The organism is Dactylosporangium sp. NPDC051484, assembly GCF_040689395.1.
Taxonomy (GTDB): domain Bacteria; phylum Actinomycetota; class Actinomycetes; order Mycobacteriales; family Micromonosporaceae; genus Dactylosporangium.
Genome location: NZ_JBFAZX010000027.1, coordinates 57,728 through 71,733, shown reverse-complemented (window position 1 = coordinate 71,733; position 14,006 = coordinate 57,728). Strand labels below are relative to the sequence as shown.

Below are 14,006 nucleotides of genomic sequence, written 5' to 3'. Positions count from 1 at the left end.
GTAGCGCTGCTCAACCAGCTCCGATGAGATCCGCGACGATCTTGGCGGAGAGCATCACGAGGGGCAGCCCGCCGCCGGGGTGCACGGAGCCGCCGACCAGGAACAGGCCGGGGACCGGGGCACGGTTGGGCGGGCGGAGCATCCCGCCGAGGCCGTGGCTGGCGGTGCCGTAGATGGCGCCACCGGGGGAGCGGGTCGCGGCCTCCAGGTCGGCCGGGGTCAGCACGTGGCGGAAGAGCAGGCGGTCGCGGACGTCGAAGCCCCGCTCGGCGAGCACCTCCAGCACCCGGTCGGCGTGGCCGGGGCCGGCCGAGCGCCAGTCGACGGGGCCCTGCGGGGCCGCGTTCACCAGGACGAACCAGGCCTCGTACCCGTCCGGGCGGACCAGCGGATCGTCGGCGACGGTGACGAACACGGCCGGGTCGGCGACGGGCACGGGCCCGGCACCGCGAGCCGTGCCGAAGACGGCATCGAACTCGGCGTCGTAGTCGCGCGGGAACAGGACCGTGTGGTGCGCGATCCCGGGCGTGCGCCCGCGCACGCCGAGCAGCAGCACGAACCCGCCCAGGCTGCGCGCCGCGAGCCGGCGGGCAGGCCGCGGGGACGGCAGCAGGTCGCGGTACACGTGCAGGGCATCGGCGTTGGCCACCACGACGTCCGCGGCGATCTCGGCGCCGTCGTCGAGCACCACGCCGGCGGCGCGCGAGCCGGCCACGGCGATCGAGCGCACCGCGGTGCCGGTGTGCACGCGCACGCCCAGCGACTCGCAGCGCTCCAGCAGCGCGTCGGCGAGCGTGCCGAGGCCGCCGCGCAGGTACCAGCCGCCGAAGGCCAGCTCCGCGTACGGGATCGCCAGCAGCGCGGCCGGCGCGCGGCGCGGGTCGGCGCCGGTGTAGGTGGCGTAGCGCTCCAGCAGCATGCGCAGCCGCGGGTCACGCAGGTGCGTGCGGCCCAGGCCGCGCAGCGTCCGGCCCGGCGCGATGGCGGCCAGGTCGCCCAGCCGCCACGCGAGCCCGGCCATCCGCAGCGGGTCGACGGGCGACGTCAGCACGTGCCGCCAGGACGCTGCCCAGACCCGCCCGGCCCGCCGCCACAGCCGGCGCCAGTCCGCGGCCGCCTCCGCGCCGAAGGCCGCCGCGATCCGCTCGGCGAACGCGTCGCCGCCGGTCGAGTCCAGGGTGGAGCCGTCGGGGAAGCGGTGGCGCACGATCGGGTCGAGCGGCACGAGGTCCAGCCCGCCCCCGCCGGTGGACGCGAACAGCTCCGCGGCGACCTGCGGCAGCGTGAACAGGCTCGGGCCGGTGTCGAACCGGAACGTACCGGCCGCGGTCTCCCGCTCGTGCCGGCCGAGCTTGCCGCCGACGGTGGCCGCCTGCTCGAACACGCTCACCCGGTGCCCGGCCGCGGCGAGCCGGGCGGCGGCCGACAGCCCGCCCACGCCGGCGCCGACGACGGTCACGGTCGCCATGTCGGGCGCCCCTTCCAGGTGGTGCGGCCGCGGCGCGCGTACGAGCGGGCGACCAGCCAGGCGAACAGCAGCACGCAGACCGGATGCGCCAGCGCGTCGGGGAAGGCCCGGCCGCCGCTCGCGCGCGCGGTGGCGACCCGGCCGGCGACCCCCAGGGCGTAGGCGAGCAGCCCCGCCCACTGCCCGAACAGGACGGTGAGGGGGAGCACGACGTAGAGCGCCAGCAGCATGGCGAGCACGGCCGCGGCGCCCAGCGGCGAGCCGAAGGACGCCCACAGCGACTTGGCGTACCCGTCGGAGAGCTCCCGCCACGAGGCGTACATCCGGCAGCGCGCCAGCGCCGAGCCGTCCGCGAGCGCGATCCGCCCGCCCGAGCGCTTCACCGCCCGGGCCAGCTCGATGTCCTCGAGCACCCGGTCGCGCACCGCCGCGTGCCCTCCGGCCCGCTCGTACGCCTCCCGGCGCACGACCAGGAACTGCCCGCCCGCCGCGGCCAGCGACGGGCGCGCCGAGCGCTCCATCGCCCGCAGCGGCAGGAACGTCAGCCACGACCACTGCAGCAGGGGCTGGACGAGCCGCTCGCCGGCGCCCACCGCCTCGATGCGCGGGTACGGGCTGAGCAGGTCCACACCGCAGCGTCGCAACAGGACGGTGGCGCGCTCGACCGCGTCCGGGGCGAGCACCACGTCCGCGTCGAGGAACACGAGGACCTCGGCGTCGCCGGCCGCGTCGGCGAGCTGCTGGCAGGCGTGCGGCTTGCCCAGCCAGCCGGCGGGCAGCGGCCGGCCGGTCAGCAGCGTGACCCGGTCGCCGGCGACGCGCCGCACCAGCTCGGCGGTGCCGTCGGTGGATCCGTCGTCGAGCACCAGCACGCGTATCGCGGGCGGCAGCTCCAGCAGCGCGCGCAGGCACGGCTCGACGCGGGCGGCCTCGTCGCGCAGCGGCAGCAGGACCGCGACCTGCCCGGGCGCGACCCCGGCGGCCCCGGCGGCCGGCGGGCGGCGCAGCAGGCGCGCGTTGGCCAGCGTGTGGACCAGCAGCGCGAGCAGCGCCGCGCAGCCGATCAGGAGGATCGCCACAGCCGCACCGCCAGCGGGACCGCGACGAGGCCCATGCCCACCGCGCCCCAGGCGGCCGAGGCGGGCAGGCCCAGGAAGAGCCCATGAGCCACGATGCTCGAGGTGTACGTCCAGAGGTACATCGCGTACATCGGCGCATCGGCCCCCGGCCGGACCGGGTCGTCCCCGAGCGCGAGGCGCAGCAGGGCCATCAGCGCGACGGCCACCCCGAGCCAGCCCAGGTAGTTGGTCAGCGGGATGCCCGGCACGCCGGGGAGCGCGGGGGTGCTCGTGTGCCACAGCCAGTACCGCTGCGAAACCATCTGCGGATCGAGGAACAGGTCCCACGCGGCGAGCCCGAGCCCGGCTACCCCGACGCGGGCGAGCGGCCGCGCGGTCAGGCGCCCCGCCGCCACCCACGCCGGCCAGGCCATCCAGGTCCAGGCGAGCGGGATCACCACCGGCACGCCGAGCAGCCGCGGGCCGAGCGCGCCGGTGTAGTCGTAGGCGCCGAACGGGTGGCCGGTCGAGCGCCCGATGGCCTCGACCAGGAGGCCGCCGCCGGTCGTGACCAGCACCAGCGCGCCGGCCGCCCGTGCGCCCCGGGTGGAATACGCGTGCCAGACCGACAGCGCGAAGCCGAGGCAGACGGTCACGACGACGAGGGCCGCGCGGGCGCGGCCCTCGGTGAGCGGATACCCGATCTCGGCGAGCACCACCGCACCGAGGCCGAACCAGATCCTCACAGGGGGAGGGCCCGGCCCAGCACGGCGAACGGGCGGTCGTCGCCCGGGAAGTTGAAGTGGCGCAGGACGTCGACGAAGCCGAACCGGCGGTACAGCCGCCAGGCCCTCGACGTCGCCTCGGGCGCCTCGGGCGTGGACAGCAGCACCGTGCGTTGCGCGGCGCTGGTGAGCAGTTCGTGCAGCTGGCGCGCGCCGATGCCGTGCCCCTGCGCGAGCGGGCGGACGTGCAGCTCGACCAGCTCGAAGCAGTCGGTCAGCCAGTACTTGCGGGCGTCGCGCTTGAGCGCGCTGCGCACCTGGTCGTGCCACCACTGGCCGGAGGCGCCGCGGTAGCCGTATCCGAAGCCGAGCAGGTTGTCGTCGTCGTCGAGGGTGGCGACCGCCTGGAACGCCTCGCGGCGGGTGTGCCCGGCGACGTAGCCGCGGCGGGTCTGCAGCAGCTGCACGGAGTAGCCCATGGCCTCGCCATACACGGCGATGACGTCGTCGAGGCGTTCGACCAGGTCCTCCCCGTGCCACCGCACCAGCCTCACTGGCCGTCCCTCCACCCGATCACCTCTCGGTCGCCGTCGATGTCGAGCACGCGGAACCGGGCGAACAGCTCCTCCGCATACCAGCCCTGGCGAGCCGTGCGCTCCACGACCGCGGCATGCTCGGGTCGACGGTACGCGAACCGCGTGACGTCCGCCGCGCAGCGCCAGAGGCTCACCGTGCCCTGGAATCCTACGGGGGCCTCGCCGACCCCGAAGGCGCAGTGCAGCCCCTCGGCCGTGCGCAGGCTGCGCGCGACGGGATCGATGGCCCGCCAGAACGCCGCCGCCCGCAACGGCCGCAGCCGCGCCCGCGTCAGCACCGCGATCGGCCCGTCACGCCCCGCCGCCGGCTCCGGCGTGAAGGGGGAGCGGCCTGACCAGGTGCCGCGGCTGGCGATCGGCTCCAGCGTGATGGTGCAGCTGCTCACCGCGCCCCGCATCGGCGGGCGGGTTTCCCCGTCCGACACGACGAGCGCCGCCCACCGCGTCAGGTCGGCGGCGCCGACCCCGAACTCGCTGCTCCGGGCGGTGCCGAGGAGCTTGGCGAAGTACGAATTCTTCCGGATTTTTCGCCTGTCGACCGCCATGGACCAGAACATCGCGGGTACCGCGCGCGGCGGCACCCGCCAGACGTGAAGGCGCGTGATCACGCCACTTCGGCGGCGCTGCCGCTGGTGACGCGCACCAGCTCGGCGTATGTGATCGGGAAGACCGCCTGCGGGATCCCGCCGGCCGCCCACACCTCGTCGAAGCGCGCGAGGTCCACATCGACCAGGGTCCGCACCGGCTTGGGGTGCCCGAGCGGGGAGACCCCGCCGATGACCTGCCCGGTGTGCTCGCGCACGAAGCCGGCGTCGGCGCGCTTGAGCTTCGCCAGGCCCAGCAGCGCGGCGACCTTGGCCGTGTCGACCCGGTGCGCGCCCGAGGTGAGCACGAGCAGCGGCTCCCCGCCGGCGTCGAAGATCAGCGAGTTGGCGATCTGGCCGACCTCGATGCCGATCGCCGCGGCGGCCGCGGCGGCGGTGTGCACCGCCTCGGTGAGCACCTTGACCCGGCACGGCCCGCCGGACGCGTCGCGCGCGCCGGCGGCGTCCAGCGCGTCCTGGATCGCCTGGACGTTGGGATGAGGCTGCATGTGCTCCATCTTGCCTTTCGCTCGGAGGGTCAGTTCGGCGTGGACTCGGTTGGGTGTGGACTCAGTTGGGCGGGACACAGCTCGGGTCCGACGGCTCGGCCTTGACCCGGGCGGTCTCGGCCAGCGCGACGCCGGCGAGGATCAGCGCGCCGCCGGCGATCTGGGCCGCGTTGAGGTGCTCGTGCAGCACCAGCCAGGCGACCGCGGTGGCGACCACCGGCTCCGCCATGCCGATGATGCCGACGCTGGTCGGGGGCAGGTGCCGCATGGCCCCGGCGATCAGCAGGTAGGGGGCGATGGAGCCGCCGATCACGATGTACGTCAGCAGCAGCCACACCGGCAGGTGCCCGGTCTGGCTGTTGTCGGTGAGCCTGAAGAGCACGGACGGGTCGAAGCGCCACCACGGGCGGAGCACGGCACCGGCGAGCGCGGAGACCCCGAACGCGTACGCGGTCAGCGACAGCGTGTCCCGGCTCACCACGCCGCGGGCGCTGAGCAGGTAGTAGGCGGCGAGCAGCACGGCGGAGGCCAGCGCGGCGAGCACACCGAGCGTGTCCAGGCGCAGCCGGCCCCAGATCTCGGCGACGCAGGCGAGGCCGGCCAGGCAGGCGGCCAGACCGGCCCAGAGACGCGGCCGCACGGCGTGGCCCTGCACGAACCGGGCCCAGAGCGCGACCAGGACGGGTGCGGTGTACTCGAACAGCAGGCCGATGCCGACGGGCATGCGGTTGATCGCGACGAAGTAGAGCATCGGGACTGCGAAGAAGCCCGCCAGGCCGTACGCGACGAGCATCGGCAGCTCGCGCCGGGTGATCCGCAGCCGGCTCGGGCGCACCGCCAGCACCAGCGCGAACAGCCCGAGCGCGGCCCCGCTGGCGCGCAGGGTGGTCAGCTGCGGCGAGTCGATGCCGGTGGCGGAGGCCAGCTTCGAGACGGTCCCGTTGACGGCGAACAGGATGCTGCCGGCGAGCACCATCGCGACGCCGACGGCGGGGCGGGGCCGGTGATTCACCCGATGAGCGTATCGATCAGGGGTAGTGGTTATTCCGCTCCTTACGGGCGGCGGTTTTTGTCGCACCCCATGGTTAGGGTGCCGAGTATGACGACAGTCCCTCGCCCGGGAGCCGGCGGGCGGTGCCTCGCGGTCGGCGCCGGGGGTGTCGGCGACGCTGTTGATGGGCGGGGAGGTGGACGTGGCCCGCTTCCTCGGTGAGTTCCTGACGACGGCCGGGGCGCGAATCATCCGAACGAGTGTTCGAAATTCTCCCCCAACCATTGCCACCCACCGCCCTTCCCGGTGTAGTCTTAACCCATCGAACGAGTGTTCGAACTGCTTCGGGAGGGCGATTCGCGGCGCTGATCCCGAGCGCGGTCCGCGACACCGCGGAGGCCAGATTTTCGCGGGTCTGGCCTCAGGCGGGGCCGCCGCTCGCCGCCCACGACCCCCGGGCGGCGGGCGGCGACCCAGCCGGCCGGGTGTGGTGTGGGGAAGCTCCACGCCCGGCCGGCGCGTCGTCGCCCATCGCGGGCAACGGCACCCGTTCGACCCGCGTGGCGCTGTGACTCCCCCCACGGCGGCACGGCACGCGCATGCATGCGCACCACAGGCAAAGACCTGCCGACGCACCACAGAGGGAGAGCACCGATGCCGACGAACCGTTCGACCAGCTCGTCCAACGCGTCCAACGTCAGTCGATTTCCGGCCCCTGTGCCGGCTGGCGGTGCGTCTCGCCAGCAGCTTCCGGTGCCCGCGCACGCGCTTCCCCATCGCACCCCGCGGGAGCTGCTGACCCTGGCCCGCCACGGCCTCGAGGAGGCGGCGGAGATCCGCACCGACGGCATGCGCTACGCCACCGCCCACCTGGCGGCCCTGCGCGCGGCCGCCGCGGTGCTCGCCGCCCGTGCGGTGCCCGCAGCACCCAGCCGGCGCAATCGCGTGACCAGCGTCTGGTCGCTGCTCGTGCTCGTTGCCCCGGAGCTGTCCGAGTGGGCATCGTTCTTCGCGGCGGGCGCCAGCAAGCGCTCGGCCGCCGAGGCCGGCATCCCCCGCGTGGTCAGCGCCCGTGAGGCCGACGACCTGATGCGCGCCGCCGAGCAGTTCATCGCCGTCGTCGAGGTCGCCCTCGGCTACTCGTATCAGCCGAGGCTCGAGGGCTTGGCAAGCTGACGCCGCGTCCCCTGCGCACCGGTGCCAACCATCCGCCAAGCCCGAGTCGCCCGCCGCCCAGGCGGCCCCGTGCCCACTGGGCCGCCGGGCCTGCGGGCAGTTGGCTCGGCAGCCATCCGGCTCGCCGGGCGATCGGCCCCATCGCCCGTCACCGAGCGTCCGGCTCACGGCCCTGCTCGCTCATTGGGTGGCCGGCCCACCGGACCAGCCGGCTCGCCGGGCGGCCGGCCCATGGCCCATGGCCCATTCGCCGAGCTGCCGGCCGCGGCCCTGCTCGCCCGTTCGGCGGCAACCACGACCGACCCCGCCAGCCCCGCACCGGTCGGTCATTGCCCGGCGATCGGCCGGCGACTGGCTTGTCAGTCGTGCCAGTTCGCTTGCCGGCGGCCGATTCGTCGAGGCCGCCCGTTCGCGGGTGGCCGCTTCGTCGCCGGGGTTCGGTCCCCTCGTCGCCCGGGTTCGGTCCCGGTCCGTCTGGCCGCGGTCGACGGTTCGTGGACGGCCGATTCGTCGCCGACTTCAGTCGTGTTCCGTCCGTCGGGGCCCGGTCGAGCTGCTGGTGGACGTGGTCCGTGATCCGCCGCGGGGTTCTCCATGATCACGGAGTGAACGTGCTGCTTTTTGTGCATTTTCACTCCGTGATCATGGAGAACGCGGATCGCAGGCGCGGCCAGCGCCGCGTGAACTCGGCTCGCGATGCCGAGCATCCAATTGGCGGTCGCTCTTATGCGTGATTCGGCCTCTGGGTGTTGGCGCCGCCGCTGAGGTCGGGAAGGCAGCGGTTCCCGGCGGGCGAGGAGTGACAGCAGGCATTCTGCCTATGGGCGATTTGCCCGTATTTATATGGATTGAGCACGATAGTGGGGGAGTAGGTGCCGTGGCTGGCATGTCGGCTTCGGCGGCCGCCGAGTTCTATGACGAGGCGTACGACGATGTGCGTTGCGAGGACGACGACTGGGCGTCGGTTGCCGTCGTCGGAGGGCGGGCCGCGCCCCGGTGGCTTGAGCGGCTGACAGGGGCCGAGCCGGTGGATGGTCACCAGGCGCACCACCGCGACCAGCTCGATGGGCTCGGCGTCGAGGGTGCCCGCCCCTTCGGTGGCGACCTACCCGGCCGCACCGGAAGCGAACCGCCGCGTCCGTCTCCGCTCGGCCCGGCGCTCGGCCCCGTGCTCGGTCCGGCGCTTGGCTCGCTGCGCGGTCCGGCGGTCGGGTCGGCGCGCTCCTCGGCGGGTGGCGGTGCGGGGCTGCAGGTGGTGCGGGCCGCGGGGCTGGGCGGTGTGGTGCGCACGGCCAGCGGGCACGGCGCCGCGGAGACGGGGAGTATCCGGACGCTGCCGGTGCTGTCGGGGCTGCGGGCGCTGCTGCCGGGGGGTGGGCTGCGGCGCGGGGCGACGATCGCGGTACACACCTCGTCGGTCCTGCTCGCGCTGCTGGCGGCGGCGTCGCGGGCCGGGTCGTGGTGTGCGGTCGTGGGGCTGCCGGCGCTCAGCCCGATCGCCGCGGCCGAGATGGGGATCGCGCTGGAGCGGCTGGCGCTGGTACCGAATCCGGGCACCGAGTGGACCACCATCGTGGCCGCACTGCTCGACGGGGTCGACATCGTCGTGGCGGCGCCGCCCGGGCCGGTCGCGCCGGTGGTGGCCGGGCGGCTGGCGGCCCGGGCCCGGCAGCGGGGGAGCGTGCTCATGCCGGCGGGGGCCTGGACCGGGGCCTGGACGGGGGCCGACCTGACCGTGGCGCCGGTGCGTGGGGCCTGGGGTGGCCTCGGCGCCGGGCGGGGACGGCTGCGCTGCCGGGAGATGACCATCCAGGCCCGGGGCCGGGGGTCGGCCGCCGCACCGCGCGAGGTGACGTTGTGGCTGCCGGCCCTGGAGGGCGTCCTGCCGCCGGTCACTCGCGCTCTGCCGGCCGCCGCCGATTCGGGGCCCGCGATCGGGGCACTGCCGGATGTCCATGAGGAACCCGTCCGGCTGCGAAGGGTGGGGTGAGGCGGCGGTGCGCACGATCGTGGTGTGGTGCCCGGATTGGCCGGTGATCGCGGCCGAGATCGTCGACGGGTATCCGGCGCACGAGGCGGTGGCCGTCATGCACGCCAACCGGGTGCTGGTCGCGTCGCCGGCGGCGCGGGCGGAGGGGGTGCGGCGGGGGCTGCGCAAGCGGGAGGCGCAGGGGCGGTGCCCGCACCTCATCGTGCTCGAGCACGACCCGGGGCGGGACATGCGGGCGTTCGAGCCGGTGCTCGCGGCCGTCGAGGCGATCGCGGCCGGGGTGCAGATGCTGCGGCCGGGGGCGTGTGCGCTGGCGGCGCGCGGCCCGGCCCGGTATCACGGTGGCGAAGCGGCGGCGGCCGAGCGCATCGTCGAGCAGATCGCCCAGCAGTGCGACGTCGAGGCGCAGGCCGGCATCGCCGAGGGGACGTTCGCGGCGGGGCTGGCGGCGCGGGCCGGGGTCATCGTGCCGGACGGGGAGACCGCGCGGTTCCTGTCGGGGCTGAGCATCACGGCGCTCGGGCGGCCGGGGCTGGCCGACCTGCTGCGGCGGCTCGGAATCCACACGCTCGGGGAGTTCGCGGCGCTGCCGGGGGCCGACGTGCTCGACCGGTTCGGGTTCGACGCGGCGCTCGCGCACCGGCTCGCGGGGGGCCGCGACGAGCGGCCGCTGGCCCCGCGCCGGCCGCCGGCCGACCTCGACGTCGCCGAGACGTTCGACGAGCCGGTCGACCGCGTCGACGCTGCGGCGTTCGCGGCCCGGGCACTGGCCGAGCGGCTGCACGACCGGCTCGGGTCGCACGGCCTGGCCTGCACCCGCCTGGCGATCGAGGCGGTCACCGAGACCGGCGAGGAACTGGTGCGCACCTGGCGCCACGACGGCCTGCTGAGCGTGAACGCCATCGCCGACCGGCTGCGATGGCAGTTGGACGGCTGGCTGCGGGGCAAAGGCAACCAGGCGACGGGGAGCCGGAACGGAGGGATCGCGCGACTGCGGCTGATACCCGAGGGCGTGGTCGAGCACCTCGGGCTGCAGCCGGGGCTGTGGGGCGAGGCCGGCGAGGAGCGCGACCGGGCGCACCGCGCGCTGACCCGCGTCCAGGGGCTGCTCGGGCCCGACGCCGTGCTGACCGCGGTGCTCGACGGCGGGCGGGCCGACCGTAGTCGCATCCGGCTCGTGGCCTGGGGCGACGAGCGGATCGCGCAGGGGGTCGAGGCGCCCTGGCCCGGGCGGCTGCCGGGACCGAGCCCCGCCACCGTGTACGTCGAGCCGATCCCCGCCGAGGTGCTCGACGCGGACGGGCGGCCGGTGCGTGTCGGCGGGCGGCTGGAGCTCAGCGGGGTACCGGCGCAGGCTCGGATCGGCGCGCAGGAGCGCGCCGCCGGGATCGTCGGGTGGGCCGGGCCCTGGCCCGTGGACGAGCGCTGGTGGGCCGACGGCGAGTCGCGGCGCGTGGCGCGGTTCCAGCTGCAGCTGGCCGACGACCGGGCCGTCCTCGCGGTACTGCGGGGCGGAGCCTGGTTCGTGGAAGCACTGTACGACTGATGGGATTCAACAACCCCGACATACCGTGGTCGGAGCTGGAGCGGCGGCTCACCGGCCGCAAGCGGGACGCCAAGAGCTGGGAGCCGCCCGGTCCCGGGTATCACCCCGACGTGCTCTGCGCCGACCACGGCGACGGCGGTGACTCGCCGGCCTGGACGCGCAAGCGCGCCGAGTACGAGGCGCCGCCGCTCGCCCGGCCCGTCGACCCGGTCCCGTACGCGGAACTGCACTGCCACAGCAACTTCAGCTTCCTCGACGGGGCGAGCCACCCCGAGGAACTGGCCGAGGCGGCGGCCCGGACGGGGCTGTCCGCGATCGCGATCACCGACCACGACGGCTTCTACGGCGTGGTGCGCTTCGCCGAGGCGGCACGGGCCCTGCGGATGCGCACCGTGTTCGGCGCGGAGCTGTCGCTCGGGCTGCCGGGGCCCGCCAATGGCGAGCCGGACCCGCTCGGGCGGCACCTGCTGCTGCTCGCCCGGGGGCCCGAGGGATACGCCCGGCTGTCCCGCACGATCAGCGAGGCGCACCTGCGCGGTGGGGAGAAGGGCCGCCCGGTGTACGACCTGGAGGAGGCCGCGGCGGCGCTGCGCGACCACGTCATGCTGCTGACCGGGTGCCGCAAGGGGCACGTGCCGGCCGCGCTGCTCTCGGCCGGCCCGGACGCGGCGCGCGCCGAGCTGGACCGGCTGGTCGCCCTGTTCGGGCCGGACTCGGTGGCCGTCGAGCTGACCTCGCACGGCGACCCGCTCGACGACGAGCGCAACGACGCGCTCGCCGACCTCGCATTTCAGAATAAGCTTCCGGTCGTCGCGACGAACAACGTGCACTACGCCGCGCCGGGGCGCCGCCGGCTGGCCACCGCGCTCGCCGCCGTGCGGGCCCGGCGCAGCCTCGACGAGATCGACGGCTGGTTGCCCGCGGCCGGGACCGCGCACCTGCGCAGCGGCGCGGAGATGGCCGCCCGGTTCGCGGCCTTCCCGGATGCGGTACCCCGGGCCGCCGCCCTCGGCGAGGAGCTGTCCTTCGACCTCAAGCTGGTGGCGCCGAACCTGCCGGCGTACCCGGTGCCCGTCGCGGGCGTGTCGGAGATGTCGTGGCTGCGGCACCTGACGATGCGGGGCGCCGCCGAGCGGTACCGCGGCGATCAGAAGGCCTATGAGCAGCTCGAACACGAGCTGGCGCTGATCGAGAAGCTGAATTTTCCGGGGTACTTCCTGGTGGTGCACGACATCGTCACGTTCTGCGAGCGCAACGGCATCTACTGCCAGGGGCGCGGCTCGGCGGCCAACTCCGCGGTGTGCTACGCGTTGAAGATCACCAACGTCGACGCGGTGCGGTGGGGGCTGCTGTTCGAGCGGTTCCTGTCCCCGGAGCGCGACGGCCCGCCGGACATCGACATCGACATCGAGTCGGACCGGCGCGAGGAGGTCATCCAGCACGTCTACGGCAAGTACGGGCGCACGTTCACCGCCCAGGTGGCCAACGTCATCTCGTACCGTCCGAAGTCCGCGATCCGCGACATGGCCAAGGCGTTCGGGCACTCGCCGGGGCAGCAGGACGCCTGGAGCAAGCAGGTCGAGCGCTGGGGGCCCATGGCGAGCGCGGAGCTCGGCGAGATCCCGGCGCCGGTGATCGACTTCGCCAACGAGCTGCTCACGTTCCCGCGGCACCTGGGCATCCACTCCGGCGGCATGGTCATCTGCGACCGGCCGGTGATCGAGGTGTGTCCGGTCGAGCACGCCCGGATGCGCGACCGCACCGTCCTGCAGTGGGACAAGGACGACTGCGCGTCGGTCGGGCTGGTGAAGTTCGACCTGCTCGGGCTCGGCATGCTCTCGGCGCTGCGATACGCGTTCGAGATGATCGACTCCGAGCTGGACATCGCGCACATGCCGCTGGATGACCCCGAGGTGTACGACATGCTGTGCCGCGCCGACTCGGTCGGCGTGTTCCAGGTGGAGAGCCGGGCCCAGATGGCCACGCTGCCGCGGCTCAAGCCGCGCGAGTTCTACGACCTCGTGGTGGAGGTGGCGCTGATCCGGCCGGGCCCGATTCAGGGCGGTTCGGTCCATCCGTACATCCGGCGCAGGAACGGGCTGGAGGAGGTCACCTACCCGCATCCGCTGCTGAAGCCGTCGCTTGCGAAGACCCTGGGCGTGCCGCTGTTCCAGGAGCAGCTCATGCAGATGGCCATCGACGTCGCCGGGTTCACCCCGGCCGAGTCCGACGAGCTGCGCCGGGCCATGGGCTCGAAGCGCTCGATGGAGCGGATGGCCGCGATCCGTGAACGGCTCTTCGCCGGCATGGCGCGCAACGGCATCACCGGGGCGCTGGCCGACGAGCTGTTCGACAAGCTGGCCGCGTTCGCCAACTACGGCTTCCCGGAGAGCCACGCGATGAGCTTCGCCTATCTGGTGTACGCCAGCGCCTGGCTCAAGCGCTACCACCCGGCCGCGTTCTGCGCCGCGCTGCTCAACGCCCAGCCGATGGGCTTCTACTCGCCGCAGACCCTGGTCGACGACGCCCGCCGGCACGGGGTGACGGTCCGCCGCCCGGACGTCAACGCGAGCGCCGCCGCAGCGAAGCTGGAGCCACCGGAAGACGGCGATGACTCGGAGGTATCCGAAAAGCCGGGCGACTGGGGGCGCGGCGGGCCGGTGGTCCGGCTCGGGCTGCGGTCGGTGCGCTCACTCGGCGAGGCCGTCGCCAAGCGCATCGAGGAGGTCCGGCGCGAGGGCGGGCCGTATACCTCAATGAGCGATCTCGCCCGCCGCGCCGGGCTGAGCGCGACGCACCTGGAGGCGCTCGCGACCGCCGGCGCGTTCGCCTGCCTCGGGCTGACCCGCCGCGAGGCGCTGTGGGCGGCCGGCGCGGCGGCGCAGGAGACGGCGGGGCGGCTGCCCGGCACGACCGGCGGCACCCGCTCGCCGATGCTGCCCGGGATGGACGCCGTCGAGCGCATGGTCGCCGACGTGTGGGCGACCGGCCTGGCGCCGGACGCGCACCCGGCGCAGTTCGCCCGGCCCTACCTGGACACGATCGGCGCCCTGTCGATCGAGGCCCTGCACGGCGTCGGGCACGGCCGGCGGGTGTCGGTCGGCGGGATCGTGACCCACCGGCAGCGCCCGGCGACGGCCGGCGGGGTGACGTTCATCAACCTGGAGGACGAGACCGGCATGCTCAACGTGACCTGCACGCCGGGGCTCTGGCAGCGGTACCGCCGGGTCGCCCGGACGGCGAACGCCATGATCGTGCGCGGGGTGCTGGAGAAGGCGGATGGGGTGCTCAACCTGCGGGCCGACCACCTGGCGGCGCTGACCCTGCCGATCCGCTCCCCCTCCCGGGACTTCCGTTAGGCGC

At 74.6% G+C, this 14,006-nt stretch carries 12 protein-coding genes; 5 read left to right on the top strand and 7 right to left on the bottom strand.

The genetic code is table 11. From position 1 onward, the window contains the following. Nucleotides 1-10: 10 nt before the first annotated feature. From crtI to AB0367_RS31000, 7 genes are all read right to left on the bottom strand, one after another. Entirely contained in the window at nt 11-1,468 is a 1,458-nt protein-coding gene (gene crtI / locus AB0367_RS31030) for a phytoene desaturase family protein (RefSeq protein ID WP_366230020.1), read from the bottom strand. Next, nucleotides 1,456-2,547 carry a glycosyltransferase gene (locus AB0367_RS31025; protein ID WP_366230019.1) on the bottom strand — a complete coding sequence of 364 codons (1,092 nt, stop codon included), beginning with the start codon at nt 2,545-2,547 and terminating at the stop codon, nt 1,456-1,458. Before AB0367_RS31025 ends, crtI begins: the two co-directional genes overlap by 13 nt. Next, a complete protein-coding gene (locus AB0367_RS31020) occupies nt 2,532-3,272 on the bottom strand; it encodes a carotenoid biosynthesis protein (protein ID WP_366230018.1) in 741 nt (246 codons plus the stop codon). The genes AB0367_RS31025 and AB0367_RS31020 overlap by 16 nt, the downstream gene beginning before the upstream one ends. Continuing rightward, complete coding sequence (locus AB0367_RS31015) at nt 3,269-3,805, bottom strand: GNAT family N-acetyltransferase (protein ID WP_366230017.1); 537 nt, start codon at nt 3,803-3,805, stop codon at nt 3,269-3,271. Before AB0367_RS31015 ends, AB0367_RS31020 begins: the two co-directional genes overlap by 4 nt. Then, the gene (locus tag AB0367_RS31010) at nt 3,802-4,392 is read right to left on the bottom strand and encodes a monooxygenase (protein ID WP_366230016.1); all 591 of its coding nucleotides are present in this window, start codon (nt 4,390-4,392) and stop codon (nt 3,802-3,804) included. Before AB0367_RS31010 ends, AB0367_RS31015 begins: the two co-directional genes overlap by 4 nt. A 59-nt stretch (nt 4,393-4,451) precedes the next feature. Beyond that, on the bottom strand, nt 4,452-4,940 hold the full coding sequence (locus AB0367_RS31005; protein WP_366230015.1) for a YbaK/EbsC family protein: 489 nt from the start codon (nt 4,938-4,940) through the stop codon (nt 4,452-4,454). 61 nt (nt 4,941-5,001) lie between these two features. Then, nucleotides 5,002-5,952 carry an EamA family transporter gene (locus tag AB0367_RS31000; protein ID WP_366230014.1) on the bottom strand — a complete coding sequence of 317 codons (951 nt, stop codon included), beginning with the start codon at nt 5,950-5,952 and terminating at the stop codon, nt 5,002-5,004. Between the two features lie 732 nt (nt 5,953-6,684). Between AB0367_RS31000 and AB0367_RS30995 the strand changes: the two genes are divergently transcribed. The 5 genes from AB0367_RS30995 to AB0367_RS30975 all read left to right on the top strand — a co-directional run bounded on the left by AB0367_RS30995 (nt 6,685) and on the right by AB0367_RS30975 (nt 14,002). Beyond that, complete coding sequence (locus AB0367_RS30995; RefSeq protein WP_366230013.1) at nt 6,685-7,107, top strand: SAV_6107 family HEPN domain-containing protein; 423 nt, start codon at nt 6,685-6,687, stop codon at nt 7,105-7,107. 605 nt (nt 7,108-7,712) lie between these two features. Beyond that, nucleotides 7,713-7,841 carry a hypothetical protein gene (locus AB0367_RS30990; protein WP_366230012.1) on the top strand — a complete coding sequence of 43 codons (129 nt, stop codon included), beginning with the start codon at nt 7,713-7,715 and terminating at the stop codon, nt 7,839-7,841. 458 nt (nt 7,842-8,299) lie between these two features. After that, nucleotides 8,300-9,097 (top strand): hypothetical protein, encoded by a 798-nt coding sequence (locus tag AB0367_RS30985; RefSeq protein WP_366230049.1) that lies wholly within the window; start codon nt 8,300-8,302, stop codon nt 9,095-9,097. After that, nucleotides 9,063-10,643 carry a DNA polymerase Y family protein gene (locus AB0367_RS30980; RefSeq protein ID WP_366230011.1) on the top strand — a complete coding sequence of 527 codons (1,581 nt, stop codon included), beginning with the start codon at nt 9,063-9,065 and terminating at the stop codon, nt 10,641-10,643. The genes AB0367_RS30985 and AB0367_RS30980 overlap by 35 nt, the downstream gene beginning before the upstream one ends. Then, nucleotides 10,643-14,002, top strand: coding sequence for an error-prone DNA polymerase (locus AB0367_RS30975; RefSeq protein WP_366230010.1), 3,360 nt, complete (start codon nt 10,643-10,645; stop codon nt 14,000-14,002). The genes AB0367_RS30980 and AB0367_RS30975 overlap by 1 nt, the downstream gene beginning before the upstream one ends. The last annotated feature ends 4 nt before the right edge of the window (nt 14,003-14,006 follow it).